The sequence below is a fragment of the Rudaea sp. genome (assembly GCF_036560865.1).
GTDB lineage: Bacteria > Pseudomonadota > Gammaproteobacteria > Xanthomonadales > Rhodanobacteraceae > Rudaea.
Genome location: NZ_DATBQK010000144.1, coordinates 1 through 15,045, shown reverse-complemented (window position 1 = coordinate 15,045; position 15,045 = coordinate 1). Strand labels below are relative to the sequence as shown.

Here is a 15,045-nt window from a genome sequence, read left to right as displayed (position 1 = left end):
GGACTTATCGCGTAGCGGCCATCGCGGAAGGATACGCCATGGCGCCGCGCGCGACGACGTGGGTTGCCGCCGAGAACAACGCGAGCAGCGCCACGGCCATCAGAAGCAGTGCAGCCCTGTAGTAAAGATATCGCATCATTGCACTCCGAAACGGTCAGGCCGCACGCGCCAGCCAGCGCCGCGCGATGGCGAAGCAGATCGCGGTGAACGCGGCCAGAAACACCAGATGGCCGAATGCACCGCCCATGTACTCGCGTCCGCTGGCGGCCAGCGCCAGCTGGGCCAGGTGATGCGGCGGCCAGAGCACGGCGATGTTGCGGATGAATTCCGGCAGCATCGACAGCGGCATCCACAAGCCCGAAAGAAACGCCATCGGCAGATAGATGAAATTGACGATGGCCGGCGCGGCCGCGGCATTCACGCGGCTGCCGATCAGCAGGCCGAGCGCGCAGAACGGCAACACACCGAACGTCGTGATCAAGCCGAGCAGCAGCCATTGCGCGAGCTGCAGACGCACGCCACCGAGCGTGTACGCCATCGCCGCCAATATCACGTAGATAATCAGTGCGAACAGCATTGCCATGATCATTTTCGCCAGCAGATAGGCTCCGGGCGGCATCGGCGCAACGCGCTTGAGTGCGAGCCAGCCCCGTTCGCGTTCGATCGCGACGCCAACGCCGAAGCCGAACAGGCCCGGCGCCATCACGCCGAACACGCTGTAAGTCGCGAACAGATAATGCGCCGCGGCCGCGCTGTTGCGATTGAGCAGCACGCCGAACAACAGATAGAACAGCGGCGGAAACATCAGCGACGGAATCGCGAACGCCGGCGTGCGCAGCACGCGCAGGAATTCGTATTTCGCTTCGAATGCGTAAGCGGGCAACGAGCGACTTACGGGATAAGTCGTGGCTATGGGGTTCAGTGTGGCGGCGGTAATCGTATTCATCACGCAGCTTCCTTGGTTATTTCGACGAAGGCTTCTGCAAGCCCCGCGCGCCTGACTTCCAGCTCGCTCAAACCCGCGTCCTCGAACAGCAATTGCCGCACCACGGTTTCGGCAGCGTCAGTCACGATCTCGATGCGCTCACCGTCGTGCGCGACGCTGCGCACTTCGGGCCAGCGCGCGATCGTGTCGGCTGTGAGCGCCGACACGCAACGGATGCGCCGCTGCGCCACACGCGCGCGAATCGCGCCGACGCTGCCTTCGGCGACAATGCGGCCTTTGGCGAGCACGGCCACGCGATCGGCCAGCGCCTCGGCCTCTTCCAGATAGTGCGTGGTCAGCGCCACGGCACAGCCTTCGCCGACGAGCTGGCGGATCGTCTTCCACATCGTCTCGCGCGCTTCGATATCCAGGCCGGTGGTCGGCTCGTCGAGGAACAGGATTTCCGCATGCCCGCAGATGGCGAGTGCGAATTGCGCGCGGCGCTGCTGACCGCCGGACAATTTTCCATAGCGGCGTTTGAGCAGGTCCTCGACACCCGCCAACGCAACGATATCGGCAACCGTGCGCGGCCCCGTGTAGTAGCTGCGAAACAGGGTGATCAGTTCGCCGATCGTCAGCGTTTCCGGCACGCCCGTGGTTTGCAGCATCGCGCCGATGCGCCGGCGCGCGGGCAGCGACTTTGGCGCTTGGTCGAACAGGGTCACGCTGCCGCCGTCCGCCTGCAGCAGGCCAAGCAGCAGCGAGACCGCGGTGGTCTTGCCCGCGCCATTCGGGCCAAGCAGGGCGAGCACTTCGCCGCGGCGCACATCCAGATTCACGCCATCGAGCGCAAGCATTTGGCCATAGCGTTTGCTGGCGGCTTCGAGCCTGGCGATGACTTCGGTTTGCGGGCTCATGCCTGGGTCTCCTGACGGTGAGGCAATTCTGCCGCCGGCGCCGCAGCGACGGCAGTCGCGGCCGTCACGACTTTGAGGTGACGAGTGTCAGGCGCAAATTGGCCCCATTAAATTCTCGCATAACTGGCACTTCGGCATACCAAAGACCGATGCTAACATCGGTTCCAGAGTCGACAATTGTTTGCCAAGAATCCTTGGTGCCGCCTTGTCGCAACAGATTTGGAGAGTATTTTCATGACGCTGATCGCCAAACTCGATGAACTGCGCAGCTGCGGCGGTACCGCACGCACGACGGGACTTTCCGATGCGACGATCGAGCGTTTCGTGCGCGACGATTCCACTCTTGTTGCCGCGATCGACGAGGCGCACGCGCTGTTGCAGAAGCTGCGCAGCGAAATGCCGGAACTGCTCAAGCTCGACGAAGCCGCGCAGCTTGCGTATGTGCAGGCCGACTACATCAATTTCTATGCCGATGACGCGATCAACCCGTATGTCGCGCTGGCCGCGCGTGGTCCATGGGTCGTCACCCTGAAAGGCGCGGTGATTCACGACGTCGGCGGATACGGCATGCTCGGCCTCGGCCACGCGCCGCAGGCGGTGATCGATGCGCTCGCCGGACATCAGGTGATGGCGAATGTGATGACGCCGAACCTGTCGCAGTTGCGCTTCGCTGACGCGCTCAAGCGCGAGATTGGGCAGAACCGCGGTGGCTCGCCCTACAGCAAATTTCTCTGTCTGAACTCGGGCTCCGAGGCGGTCACTCTCGCCTGCCGCTTCGCCGACGTGAATTCCAAGCTGCTCACCGATCCGGGCGCACGCTATGCCGGGCGCACGATCAAGCGCCTCGCGGTCAAGGGCGCGTTCCATGGTCGCACCGAGAAGCCTGCGATCTATTCGGATTCCTCGCGCAAAGCCTATGTGCAGAACCTGGCGAGCTTCCGCGACGAGCGCAGCCTGCTCACGATCGAACCGTACAACGTCGACCAGTTGCGCCAGGTATTCGCCGATGCGGACCGCAACGGCTGGTTTATCGAGGCGATGTTTCTGGAACCGGTCATGGGCGAAGGCGATCCGGGCCGCGCGGTGACGCCGGAGTTCTACGCCGCCGCGCGCGAACTTACGTGCGCACACGGCGCGCTGTTCCTGGTCGATTCGATCCAGGCCGGCCTGCGCGCGCACGGCGTGCTTTCCATAGTCGACTACCCGGGCTTCGAGAAGCTCGATGCGCCCGATATGGAAACCTATTCCAAGGCGCTGAGCGCGGGTCAGTATCCGCTATCCGTGCTCGCGGTAAGCGAACGCACGGCGGCCTTGTATAAAAAGGGAATCTACGGCAACACGATGACGACCAATCCGCGTGCGCTCGACGCGGCTTGCGCGGTGCTCGGGCAAATCACGCCGCAACTGCGCAGTAATATCCAGAGGCGCGGCGCGGAATTTCTCGAAAAACTGGGCAAGCTCAAGAACGAACTGCCGCAGCTGATCACCAAGGTCCAAGGTACCGGTTTGCTGTTTTCCTGCGAGCTTGCGCCGCAATTCAAATGCTTCGGCGCCGGCAGCACCGAGGAATGGATGCGCGAACGCGGCATCGCCGTGATCCACGGCGGCGCCAATTCGCTGCGCTTCACTCCGCATTTTGCGGTTACCGCCGACGAGGTCGATCTGATCGTTGATGGCGTGCGCCAGGCTTTGTTGCATGGCCCGCGGCAAAGCGTCGAAATGCCGAAAACTGCGGCAGCGGCCTAGGGGCTCAATCCGCGGCTCAATTCATCGAGCCCGGCCTCGGTCAACCGCAGAATGGGGCGATAAATCGCGCCCCCTGTGGACTCGCGCTGCAATCGACAAATTCCGACAATATTTTGCGCATTGCAACTACACGCTTTCATCGGGCTCGGCGTAAACTTAGCCATCCGGCCTGACGCCGGTCCACGACAGGAGACCCCGATGAAATCCACCGTACCCGTTTTCGCCGCGATCGCATTCGCCCTTGCCCTCTGTGCCGGTTCCGCAACTGGCGCCGACACCAAGGCCCCGACCGCCCAGCAGTCGAAGTTCGGCGCCTGCGCCAAAGATGCCCACGCGAAGGGTCTCAAAGGCGATGAGTACAAAAGCTACATGAGCACCTGTGCCAAGGCCGGCTCGGCCGCGCCCGCCGTAGCAGCGGCACCCGCAGCCGCTCCGGCGAAACCGATGACGCAGCAGGAAAAGATGAAATCCTGCAATGCCGATGCGGGCACGCAGCATCTCGCCGGCGATGCGCGCAAGACGTTCATGAGCGGCTGCCTGAAAGGCAGCGCAGCACCTGCAGCAGCCGCTCACTAAAAGCGAATCATTTTTGGGCGAACAAAGCCGGGCCGAACGGCCCGGCTTCTTTCTTCTGCACTCAGCGAAACCGATCTGTCGTGCTGATCAGCTCGTGCGTGATGCCGGGCTCGAAGGCCGAGTGGCCCGCATCGGAGACGATTTTTAAATCTGCTTGCGGCCACGCCCGATGCAGATCCCAGGCGCTGCGCAGCGGGCAGACGACGTCGTAGCGGCCCTGCACGATCACAACGGGTATATTTTTTAATTTGTGTGCATCGTGCAGAAGCTGATCGTCGCGCTCGAAGAATCCGCCGTTTACGAAGTAGTGGCATTCGATGCGCGCGAAGGCCAGCGCGAATTCATCCGTACCGGTTGAGGCGATGTAGTCCGCACTCTGGCTGAGGAAGCTCGTACTGCCCTCCCAGATCGACCAAGCCTTTGCTGCCGCGACGCGCGCGTTCGCGTCAGCGCCAGTCAGACGCCGGTAGTAGGCACCCATCAGATCGGCGCGCTCGACCGCAGGAATCGGCTTGAGATATTCCTCCCAGGCATCCGGATAGATCGCGTCGCAGCCTTTCTGGTAGAACCACTCCAACTCCCAGCGGCGCAGCATGAAGATGCCGCGCAGCGCCAGTTCGCTGACCCGCTCGGGGTGGGTTTCGGCATAAGCCAACGCCAGCGTCGAGCCCCAGGATCCGCCGAACACCTGCCAGCGCGCGATGCCCAGATGCTCGCGCAGCGTTTCGATATCCGCAACCAAGTGCCAGGTCGTGTTGTCGGTCAGTTCCGCATGCGGCGTCGAACGCCCGCAACCGCGCTGATCGAATAGCACGATGCGGTAATGCGCCGGATCGAAAAACCGCCGCGAACGTGCATTGCAGCCGGCGCCCGGTCCACCGTGCAGAAACACGACGGGCTTGCCCTGCGGATTGCCGCACTGCTCGAAGTAGATTTTGTGCAAGGGCGAGACTTGCAGAAAGCCGGAAGCGAACGGTTCGATCTCCGGGTACAGCGTGCGGCGCGGATCACTAGGGCTCATTGAAATTCCTGTTCCTGCTGATGATGAGATGCGCGCGTCTGCGGACTATTGCGCCAGCGGCCCAAGCTGCCAGTCCTCGGCCCATTTCGACGGCTGCGAGCCCATGACGAAGTCGAGTTTGCCGCCTGCCTCGATCTGCGCATAGGTGAGGACGGGTTTGTCCAGCACCTTGCCGTTGAGCGTCGCGGACTGGATATAGATATTGCTCGTCGAGTTATTCAGCGCCGACATCACGAAATGTTTTCCGTTCGGCAAATTCAGTTCGACGCGCGAGAACAACGGGCTGCCGATCAGGTATTCGGCGGATGCGGGATTGAGCGGATAAAAACCCATCGCGGTAAAAATATACCAAGCCGACATCTGCCCGCAGTCTTCGTTGCCGAGAATGCCGGTCGGCGTATTCGAATAGGCCTCGTTGGCGATCTGGCGCACGCGCGCCTGGGTCTTCCACGGCTGGCCGGTGTAATCGTATAGATAGCCGTAATGATGGCTCGGCTCGTTGTCGTGCTGGTTGTGGCCGCCGCGGAAATGCTCATCGAGTTTTGCGCTCGCCGCCTGCGGCCCGCCAAGCAGGGCTACCACGCCTGGAATGTCGTGCAAGGCGGCAAACAGATAGACCCATTGATCGCCCTCGGTCCAGCCATCCTCGGGCGATGCCCAGGAACCGTCCGAATTTTTCGCCTGCATGAATCCACGTGCAGGATTGAACAGGTTGCGGTAGTTGCGCGAGCGCTGCAGAAAAACCCGATAGTCGTGCTCGTTGTCGATCGCTTTAGCCACTTGGGCGACGGCAAAATCGTCGTACGCTTCCTCCTGCGTGCTCGATGCCGATTCGGAAACCTTGTCCGCCGGAATGTAGCCGAGCTTGTTCGCGTAGGTCAGGCCCGCGCGCGCCTCGTAGGGCGTGTACGGCTCGCGATCGAACCAGCGCCGCGTGGTGTCGCCGTCCGGCGGCGTCATCGCATCCTTGTATACGGCGGCATAGGCGAGCTTGTAGTCGAACCCCTTGAAGCCCTTGTTGATCGCCTCGGCGACCAGCGAATCGGCATGCGTGCCGATCATGATGTTCGTATACGACGGATTCGGCCACTTCGGCATCCAGCCGCCTTCGGTATAGTTTTGCAGCAGCGCTCGGACCATGTCGTCGATGCGTTCGGGCGCGAACAGCGTGAGCAGGCTGTTCTCGGCGCGAAACGTGTCCCAGATCGAGAACGCGGTATACGAAGTACCATTGTGTACTTTGTCGTCGAACGCGCTGTAGTAGCGGCCGTGCTCGGAGAACAGCTTCGGATACAGCAGCGCGTGATACATGCCGGTGTAGAAAATGCGGCGCTGGTCGTCGGACGCGCCCTCGATCACCGCGACACCGAGCTTCCGGTTCCAGGTCGCCTTCAGTGCATCGCGCGTGGCGTCGAAATTCCATGCGGGCAATTCCGCATCGAGGTTGGCCCGCGCCTGTTCGATGCTGATGAAGGAGGTGCCGACCTGCGCTTCGACCAACCCGCTCTCTTTGGTGTCGAACGAAACAAAGGCGCCGACATTCGTACCCTCGACATGGGTCTTGTCCGGCCACATCAGCACGCCTTCGTAGACGGTCTGCGCCGCAAACGCCTGCTTGAAGCGCACGACGAAATAGCCCTTGAAGTTGGGCAGGGTCAGCGGGCCGAGATTCGCGTCCATGCGATCGGGGTTGTAACCGGACACTTCGTGCTTGTCCTTGTCGATCTGCACGTAACCCTTGATTCCCAATCGCGTCGCTTCGACCAGAATGCTGGCGTTGGACTTTTGCGGAAACACGAAGCGCAGGTAGCCGCAGTGATCGGTGGACGTCATCTCGGTGCGAATCGTGCGCGACGCGTCCGCATCCATCTTCACCGAGTAGTAGTACGGCGTGGTGATTTCGTCGGCACGTGAAAACGGCAGCTGCCGGGCCTCGGGGCCGTACTTGATCGCATCGAGTTCAGGCACGAGGGTGACGTAACCGTAGTCGCCCATCCAGATCGCCGCCTGATGCGTGCCGATAAAGCCCTGGATATTCCTGTCGGCGTAGTTATACGAACTCACGCTGACCCGGTTCTGCCGCGTTTGCGCGGTCCAGTTGGTCATGCCGAATGGCGTCGTGACCAGCGGCATCGTGCCGCCATATTCCGATCCGCTGCCGGCCGTGCCGATGTAGGCATTGACCCAATCGACCGGCGTGGCGCGCGCCGTATCGTCCGCTGCCTGAACTATTCCGCAGGTAGCGGCAAGGCAAACCAGCGCGAGCGCCGCAAAGCCGTGACGTGCCCGGCAGGAGGTTTGACGGCGCGGATCGGCAAGGCTCATGGAGGCTCCATCCTGCATATCCTCCGAATTGTCCGTCGTGCGGACACAAATGTCACACACGAGCGCGATCAATGCCGCTTGCGAGCTTTTCCAACGCGCGACAGAATGCGCCATGGGCCGCACCGCGATCAGCCAGCACGACTCGCCGCTTGGGCGCTGGACACGCAGCTTGCTGCGCGACCGGATGCGCGATGCGGACAGCATCGTGGTCGCGTAGCGCAAAGCGCCATGTCCGCTGCGATCGAGGAAGTCCGGCTTGTCGGCCAAGCGATCACGCTGAAGGAGATCGTCGAGCGCGAACAGCCGCTGGTGCTGCGCGGCGTGTGCCGCGACTGGCCGATCGTCGCGCTGGCGCGGCAGTCGGACAGCGCATTCGCCAAAGGCATCGCCGAGTACGACAACGGCACGCCGGTCGATGCGCTGCTGATCGCGCCGGGCGCGCAGGGCGTGATCGGCTACAACGCGGCAATGGACGGTTTCAACTACGAACATTTCCGCGTATCCGTCACCGACGTGCTGCAGCGGCTGGCCACGTACAGTCGGCGCGACGACGTGCGCGGCCTGGCGATGCAGAGTGCGCTGATTTCGAGTTGCCTGCCCGGCCTGCTCGAGACCCATTCCGTGCCGTTTCTGGATTCGAGCGTGCAACCGCGATTGTGGATGGGCAATCGGGTGACGACGCCGGCGCACTTCGACAGCTACCACAACATCGCAGTGGTCGCCTGCGGGCGGCGGCGCTTCACTCTGTTTCCGCCCGGGCAGGTGAGCAACCTGTACGTCGGTCCGCTCGACTTCGCGCCGACCGCAGCGGCGATGAGCATGCCGCGGCTCGACGCAAGCGACGATCCACACTATCCGCGTCTGCAGGATGCTCTCGCTCACGCGCAAGTCGCCGAACTGGAACCCGGTGATGCGATCTATATTCCGCCCGTTTGGTGGCACCACGTGGCGTCGCTGGAACAACTCAATGCCTTGGTCAATTACTGGTGGCGGTCGGCGGCATTTCCCGGTCACGTCGCCGAACCGGGACTGAACGCGCTGATGCATTGCATCCTCGCGTTCAAGTCGCTGCCGCGAGCCGAGCGCAATGCGTGGAAGACGCTCTTGAACCACTACGTTTTCGCCAATGAGGATCCCGCGGCGCATATTCCCGAAGCTCGCCGCGGCGTGCTTGGGCCTTTGACGCCGGAAATCGTGGCCAAGCTGAAGCAATTATTGCGGCCGGGCCCATGATGCGCAAGGTCACTTATCCAAGCCGGACGCCACGCAAACCGCTAGGCTGGCCACACCTACCATGGAGATTCAGATCATGCTCGCATCCCTGATTCTACTCGGCGCCGTGTCGATGAACGCAGCCCCGGTCGAGACCACAAAAAATCCGCTGCAGCCGCTCGACTTCCTCGTCGGCCACTGCTGGGCCGGCGATTTTCCCAATGGCATGGGCAAGGACACGCATTGCTTCGAACCGATGTACGGCGGCAAGTTCGTGCGCGACAAGCATGTGCTGCACGGCAAGCAGGGCGACTATCTCGGCGAGACGATCTACGCGTTCGACCCCGCGAAAAAGCAAATTGTGTACTGGTATTTCAGCAGCGACGGCGACATGGATTCGAGCAGCATGATTCCGGTCGCGGACGGCTTCGATTTCCCCGAACGGCATCTGACCCAGCCGAGGGAGCTGACCATGCGCACGCACTGGAAACGCATCGGTGACGATCGTTATGTCGCCATCAACGAACGCAAGACCGGCGATGGCGCCTGGCAAACGGAATGGAAAGTCGAATATGCGCGCGTCGCGAAGTGATTGCCGCTGACACCGTCGACCTCAATCAAAAAGCTTGCCCGGATTCATCAATCCCTGCGGATCGAATACCGCGCGCAGGCTGCGCATCAGTGTGATTTCCGCAGCGCCGCGCGTGCTCGCGAGATAGGCTTTCTTGACCAGACCGATACCGTGCTCAGCGGAAATGCTGCCGCCATGTGTGGCTAGAACGTCGGCAAGGAGCTTGGTCACGCGCTCACACTGAGCGAGGAAATCGGCATCACCCAGTTCCACCGGCTTGAGCACATTGATATGCAAATTGCCGTCGCCGATATGCCCGAACCAGACCACGTCGAACTGTGGGTACTCACGCGACAGCAAGGCCTGCATCTCTCCCAGAAACTCGGGCACCGTAGAGACGCGCACCGAGACATCATTCTTGTACGGCCGATGCGCAGCGAGACTCTCGGTGATGCCGTCGCGCAGACGCCATAGCGCTGCGGCCTGCGCGTCGCTCTGGCTCATGACGCCGTCGCTGACCCAGCCTGCCTTGAGACATTGCTCGAACACGTCGAGCGCGGCCTGCTGCTGCACTTGATCGGCCGCGTCGAATTCGGTGACGACGTAATACGGCGATGTTTCCGCGAACGGTTTCTGCGCACCGTGCGCGAGCACGTGATGCAGGGCGCGGTCGGTGAAAAACTCGAATGCACTCAAGGTCAGGCGCGAGCGGCAGGCATCGAACACGCGCATCAGCGCAGCCATCGCCGGCACCGCGAACAGCATCACTTGCGAGGACGGCGGCGGATCGGTCAGGCGCAGCGTCGCTTCGACGACGAAGCCCAGCGTGCCCTCCGCGCCGATGACCAGATGACGCAAATCGTAGCCGCTGGAATTCTTGATCAGACCGCGATTCAGTTCGAGCAAATCGCCCTTCGCGGTGACGAGCTTCAAGCCCGCGATCCACTCGCGCGTGTTGCCGTAGCGAATCACCCGGATGCCGCCCGCGTTGGTCGCGATATTGCCGCCGATCGAGCACGAGCCGCGCGCGCCGAAATCGACCGGGTAGATCAGGCCGTGTTCCTGCGCCGCCTTGTGCACGGCTTCGAGTGCGATGCCTGGTTGCACGGTCAGCGTGCGATCAACCGCATTGAAATCGAGCATGCGATTCATGCGCTCGAAACTCACCACCAATTCGCTGTTCGCCGCGACCGCGCCGCCGGACAAGCCGGTGCGCCCGCCGGAAGGAACCAGAGCCACGTTGTATTCGCTCGCCCAGCGCGCGATGGCCTGCACCTCATCGATCGTCGCCGGCAGCGCGATCGCCAGCGGCGCGGGCGTCCAGCGCCGCGTCCAGTCGCGGCCGTAGTGTTCGAGATCGGCGGGCGCAGAGAGCAGGCGCAACGCGGGCGCGGTGCGCGCGAGATTGGAAATCAGGTCTTGCCTCATGAGCGGACCGCTTGCCAATCAGTTTGCGGCCGCACGGCGCCGCTTTGTCGCGCGCGCGCGCGGCCGTTCCTCCGCTACACGCCCCGGGTGCGCTGCTAGACGGCCCGTAACGTATTTGTGCAGCACACTGGCGATCAAGGTCTGGTATGGGACGCCTTCTTCCAGCGCCTTGACCTGGATATCGCTGAGGTCGCCGGATGACAAGCGGATATTGACGCGCCGGTCCTTGATCGCGGTGACACGGGCGGCCGCCTTGAACATGGCAAGCTCACTCTTCGTCGCTACGGACTTGAGCTTGCCCTTCTCGAAGGCCTGCAGAATTTCGCGTTCGTATTGGTCAATCTTCGGCATCGGTTTCACCCTGCTGCAAATAATCCCTCGTCGCCTTGCGACTCGGAATGATTGTCTTCAAGAAAAAATACTTTTCGTCTTCGACAAACGGCACCAGGTACGCATAGCCATCGCAGGCCAACACGAGTACCCGCTGTCCCGGGTATTTCTGCGGATTCGGGTGCATGACGACATCGAGCAGACCGCCGGTCTCGATCGCCACCACCATGCTCTCGAAGGAAATTCCGCGTTGCGCCATCAGCGCTTCGTTCTTGCGCGGGTTCCAGCGAAACGGTTTCATCGAGGCATTTTACGCCTCTGTGTGCCTTTTGTCATCAGGTAATACTTGCGCCGGCTATCCCGTAGCGCGCAATCGCCGCACCTGCAGGGTGGCGCCGATCAGAAAGAGTACGACCAAAACTCCGGTTGCCGCCTGCAAACCGGGTACATCGGCATTCGCGGCCAACGGTGCGCCGACCGGCAGACGCGTCGAGGTCTCGGTGATCGCGGGAATCCAGTGAAACAGGAAAGTCGCCGAATAACTGACCGTTTCGACATAGCGCGACAGACGTCCAAACACGTTCGTCGATCCCGCCAGATACGCAATGCCGAGCACGACGAGCGTGATGACGCCGAGCGCATGCGGTTTGCCGAAGCCGCCGTGCTGGAAGATGCCGAACCCGGTCACGCAGGTGATGATCGTCGTGATCACGTAGATCTGCCCGACACGATTCGTCGGCGTGATCCGTTTGTCGCGGATCAGCGCGACGAATCCGGCGCCGAGCGCGATCAAGCTGATCGCAGTGTGAAACGTGCCAAGCGGTGTCAAACCAAGCATATCGATCTCCGTGATCGTCAAACGAAGGCGCTGACCAGTATTGCATTTTCCCGGTCCTGCCGCAGTGCAACATAATGCGCGCAATTCTGGCATAGTAGTGTTCCGCCAACATCCCGTTTCGATGCCAGCCTTATGACGAAAACTTCTTTCCCCAAGCAGGATATCAAGGTGCTGTTGCTCGAGGGCGTCAGCAAGACCGCGCTGGAAACGCTGGCGGCGGCTGGGTATACAAATGTGGAATTCCACGAAAAATCGCTGCCCGATGACAAGTTGAAGCAGCGCATCGCGGATGCACATCTGGTCGGCATCCGCTCGCGCAGCCAACTCACTGCCGACGTGTTCGCACATGCAAAAAAACTCATCGCCGTCGGCTGCTATTGCATCGGCACCAATCAAGTCGACACCGTGGCGGCGGAAGCGCTCGGCATCCCGGTGTTCAATGCGCCCTATTCGAACACGCGCAGCGTGGCCGAGCTGGTCATTGCCGAAGCGATCCTGCTCGCGCGCGGAATCCCGCAGAAGAACGCGCAATGCCATCGCGGCGGCTGGTCGAAGTCGGCGGCGGGCAGCGTCGAAGTGCGCGGCAAGATACTCGGCGTGGTCGGCTACGGACATATCGGCACGCAGATCGGCGTGCTCGCGGAAAGCCTCGGCATGCAGGTGCTTTATCACGATATCGAACCCAAGCTCACCCTCGGCAATTCGCGCGCGGCGCAGAACCTCGACGAGCTGCTGGCGCGCGCCGATATCGTCACCCTGCACGTGCCGGAAACGCCGCAGACCAAATGGATGATCGGCGCGGCCGAGCTGGCGCGCATGAAACCCGGCGCGATGCTGATCAATGCCGCGCGCGGCACGGTGGTTGATATCGATGCGCTCGCCGCGGCACTCAAATCCGGTCATATCGCGGGCGCCGCGATCGATGTGTTCCCAATCGAACCCAAAGGCAACGACGATGCCTTCGTCTCGCCGCTGATCGGCATGGACAATGTGATTCTGACCCCGCATGTCGGCGGCAGCACGCTCGAAGCGCAGGACAATATCGGCATCGAAGTCGCCGCGAAGTTGGTGCGCTACAGCGACAATGGCAGCACCCTGTCGGCGGTGAATTTCCCCGAAGTCTCCCTGCCGGGGCATCCGCACAGCCAGCGCCTGCTGCATATCCACCAGAACGTGCCCGGCGTGCTCTCACGCATCAACGAAATCTTCTCGCGCGACAACATCAACATCGACGCGCAGTACCTGCAGACCGACGCACGCGTCGGCTATGTGGTCATCGATGTCTCGACTTCGGCCGAGCAGGCGACGATGCTCAAGGACGCGCTCGCGGCGATTCCGGGAACCTTGCGTACGCGCGTGCTGTATTGATCGCTCATTCGGGCGATAATGCCGCGTATTTCCGAGCATCGTGCTCTTGCGCCCAATTTCGAGATTGGACGATGAAGATCAGACCCTATCCGTTCGTCATCAAGAATGCCGTCACTGCGGATTTTCTGGCCCATGTTACCAAGCTGACATCGGAGAACGAGGAACGATTCGAGGAAAATGGAACCGACGGCGGCAGGAAGTTCCTCGTTATCGATTTCGTCACCCCGGCTGGCGACAGTTACCTGTTCGACGTAAAAGAGGATTTGGCCAAGCGCTTTCAGCTGGGGAATTACGTTGTTCCGCCAAAGCTGATGGATTTCATCAGCTACATAACGGAGGGCGGATTCATCCATCCGCACATGGATCCCGATCTGCGTGGCAAACGGCATGTGCGGATCAATGTTTTGGTCCGGCAAACCGATGGCTGCATACCGCTACTGGACGATATTCCAATCGCGGTCGCTGTAGGGGATGCATGGCTCAACCTCGCTTCGCGATGCAAGCATGCGACTACACCCGTGGAAGGTCCGGGATATCGAAGCGCGATCAGCTTCGGCTTTCAGATCGATGAAAAGCGGGGAGACGAGTTGTTCGAAGTCCACCAGCAGTGGCTGGCCGAGGTCCGCGAGACGTCGCGCTAAAGGGACCGCAAGACCTGCACTCATCCGATTCTGCATCGAAGTCGCGACGAAGATGGTGCGCTGCAGCGACAACGGCAGCACCCTGTCGGGCAGTGAATTTTCCCGAAGTCTCGTTGCCCGGCCCACCCGAACAGCCGACGCCTGCTGCATATCCACCAGAACGTACCCGGAGTGCTCTCACGCATCAACGAAATCTTTTCGCGCGACAACATCAATATCGACGCGCGGTACCTGCAAACCGATGCACACGTCGGTTACGTGGTGATTGACGTCTCGACCTCGGCCGAACAGGCGGCGATGCTCAAGGACGCGCTCGCGGCGATTCCGGGTACTTTGCGTACACGCGTTCTGTATTGAAGCCGGTTCAGTGGGTCAGCTAGAGCCAGGGATCTCAGCGCAGCTCACGATACGGAATGCTGGAAGGCAATAACTCAACGTTTCCTTCTGCATGCCCATAGAAATGATGGAAAGTCCGGAGAGGACTCTTAGCCAGAGCCAAGCGCAATGTGTTTATGGCGAGATTGCTAGAGCTCGGGCCGATAGCTATCCGCTGCAGCTGGAGTGGCCAGAAGGGAAGCTCATGTCTCGGCGTCCCCGATCGATCATAAATTTCATTCAATGAGACGTAGGGGACGACCATACTTCCGCGCGAATAGAATTTTTCCTCCGGCCCTCCAGTCTCCTGCGGCACAAATACAAACCGGATTTCGCGTTCCTCCGCAAATGCTTGGTGCTTCATCAGCGGAATGAACCGAGCCAACTCCAATGCAGTCGCGTCGATAGCCGCTTGCAAATTGGTGTTACTGCTTGCGAAACCTAGCTGCAAAACTTGAGTAACAAAGTGCCGCTTTGCTGTCTCGTCATACAAGACTTTTCCAAACGCCAAGCCGGGCGGCAAAGGCGGCCCCGCTCCAATGAATTGAAACGCTAGGGCGACCCCGCTACCATAATTTCCATAAGCTCGCCATTGGCTTAGATCATCCCAACCGTTGTCGATTTTGCGCTCTAAGGACGTGCTAAAGACGTATACATCTGGAATAACGTGGCTCGATAGCACTCGGTTTGCCACCGCACTGCCGAACTCGTGATTGGCCGCAAAACCCTTTGCTTCTTCCACGATAATTGTTCTTGCGTGATGTAGTTCTTG

General features: G+C 61.1%; 16 protein-coding genes and 1 pseudogene. 7 read left to right on the top strand and 10 right to left on the bottom strand.

Annotated features, from left to right (window positions below):
- Nucleotides 1-4 precede the first annotated feature (4 nt).
- Genes VIE67_RS13935 through VIE67_RS13925 form a run of 3 tightly spaced genes read right to left on the bottom strand, consistent with a single transcriptional unit; the run spans nt 5 to nt 1,842 of the window.
- Entirely contained in the window at nt 5-139 is a 135-nt protein-coding gene (locus VIE67_RS13935; protein WP_332027050.1) for a hypothetical protein, read from the bottom strand.
- A gap of 15 nt (nt 140-154) precedes the next feature.
- Nucleotides 155-946, bottom strand: coding sequence for an ABC transporter permease (locus VIE67_RS13930; protein WP_332027049.1), 792 nt, complete (start codon nt 944-946; stop codon nt 155-157).
- Nucleotides 946-1,842 carry an ABC transporter ATP-binding protein gene (locus VIE67_RS13925; protein WP_332027048.1) on the bottom strand — a complete coding sequence of 299 codons (897 nt, stop codon included), beginning with the start codon at nt 1,840-1,842 and terminating at the stop codon, nt 946-948. Before VIE67_RS13925 ends, VIE67_RS13930 begins: the two co-directional genes overlap by 1 nt.
- Nucleotides 1,843-2,076: 234 nt before the next feature.
- Here VIE67_RS13925 and VIE67_RS13920 point away from each other — a divergent pair, with 234 nt between their 5' ends.
- Nucleotides 2,077-3,588 carry an aminotransferase class III-fold pyridoxal phosphate-dependent enzyme gene (locus tag VIE67_RS13920; RefSeq protein WP_332027047.1) on the top strand — a complete coding sequence of 504 codons (1,512 nt, stop codon included), beginning with the start codon at nt 2,077-2,079 and terminating at the stop codon, nt 3,586-3,588.
- 198 nt (nt 3,589-3,786) lie between these two features.
- Nucleotides 3,787-4,164, top strand: a complete 378-nt coding sequence (locus VIE67_RS13915) for a PsiF family protein (RefSeq protein WP_332027046.1) — start codon at nt 3,787-3,789, stop codon at nt 4,162-4,164.
- A gap of 61 nt (nt 4,165-4,225) precedes the next feature.
- On the opposite strand, the gene pip is transcribed toward VIE67_RS13915, so the two are convergent.
- Nucleotides 4,226-5,185 (bottom strand): prolyl aminopeptidase, encoded by a 960-nt coding sequence (pip, locus tag VIE67_RS13910; protein WP_332027045.1) that lies wholly within the window; start codon nt 5,183-5,185, stop codon nt 4,226-4,228.
- Nucleotides 5,186-5,230: 45 nt separating this feature from the next.
- Nucleotides 5,231-7,510: a GH92 family glycosyl hydrolase gene (locus tag VIE67_RS13905; protein ID WP_332027044.1), complete on the bottom strand. Its 2,280-nt coding sequence runs from the start codon at nt 7,508-7,510 to the stop codon at nt 5,231-5,233.
- A gap of 228 nt (nt 7,511-7,738) precedes the next feature.
- On the opposite strand from VIE67_RS13905, the gene VIE67_RS13900 reads away from it, so the two are divergent.
- Entirely contained in the window at nt 7,739-8,743 is a 1,005-nt protein-coding gene (locus tag VIE67_RS13900; RefSeq protein ID WP_332027043.1) for a cupin-like domain-containing protein, read from the top strand.
- A gap of 76 nt (nt 8,744-8,819) precedes the next feature.
- A complete protein-coding gene (locus VIE67_RS13895; protein ID WP_332027042.1) occupies nt 8,820-9,314 on the top strand; it encodes a hypothetical protein in 495 nt (164 codons plus the stop codon).
- A gap of 21 nt (nt 9,315-9,335) precedes the next feature.
- On the opposite strand, the gene VIE67_RS13890 is transcribed toward VIE67_RS13895, so the two are convergent.
- From VIE67_RS13890 to VIE67_RS13875, 4 genes are read right to left on the bottom strand one after another with little or no spacing between them, the layout of a single operon-like run.
- The gene (locus VIE67_RS13890) at nt 9,336-10,721 is read right to left on the bottom strand and encodes a D-2-hydroxyglutarate dehydrogenase (RefSeq protein WP_332027041.1); all 1,386 of its coding nucleotides are present in this window, start codon (nt 10,719-10,721) and stop codon (nt 9,336-9,338) included.
- A gap of 18 nt (nt 10,722-10,739) precedes the next feature.
- The gene (locus VIE67_RS13885) at nt 10,740-11,072 is read right to left on the bottom strand and encodes a hypothetical protein (protein ID WP_332027040.1); all 333 of its coding nucleotides are present in this window, start codon (nt 11,070-11,072) and stop codon (nt 10,740-10,742) included.
- Nucleotides 11,059-11,352 carry a BrnT family toxin gene (locus VIE67_RS13880; protein ID WP_332027039.1) on the bottom strand — a complete coding sequence of 98 codons (294 nt, stop codon included), beginning with the start codon at nt 11,350-11,352 and terminating at the stop codon, nt 11,059-11,061. Before VIE67_RS13880 ends, VIE67_RS13885 begins: the two co-directional genes overlap by 14 nt.
- Nucleotides 11,353-11,406: 54 nt before the next feature.
- Entirely contained in the window at nt 11,407-11,889 is a 483-nt protein-coding gene (locus VIE67_RS13875; RefSeq protein WP_332027038.1) for a DUF2306 domain-containing protein, read from the bottom strand.
- A gap of 132 nt (nt 11,890-12,021) precedes the next feature.
- Between VIE67_RS13875 and serA the strand changes: the two genes are divergently transcribed.
- The 3 genes and pseudogenes from serA to VIE67_RS13860 all read left to right on the top strand — a co-directional run.
- Entirely contained in the window at nt 12,022-13,257 is a 1,236-nt protein-coding gene (gene serA, locus VIE67_RS13870; protein ID WP_332027037.1) for a phosphoglycerate dehydrogenase, read from the top strand.
- A gap of 71 nt (nt 13,258-13,328) precedes the next feature.
- Nucleotides 13,329-13,898: a hypothetical protein gene (locus VIE67_RS13865; protein ID WP_332027036.1), complete on the top strand. Its 570-nt coding sequence runs from the start codon at nt 13,329-13,331 to the stop codon at nt 13,896-13,898.
- Nucleotides 13,899-13,932: 34 nt separating this feature from the next.
- Nucleotides 13,933-14,255 (top strand): annotated as a pseudogene (locus tag VIE67_RS13860) (phosphoglycerate dehydrogenase); the annotation flags it as partial.
- 34 nt (nt 14,256-14,289) lie between these two features.
- On the opposite strand, the gene VIE67_RS13855 reads toward VIE67_RS13860, so the two are convergent.
- Nucleotides 14,290-15,045 (bottom strand): DUF2971 domain-containing protein (locus VIE67_RS13855; protein WP_332027035.1); only part of this gene is annotated, 756 nt, incomplete at its 5' end.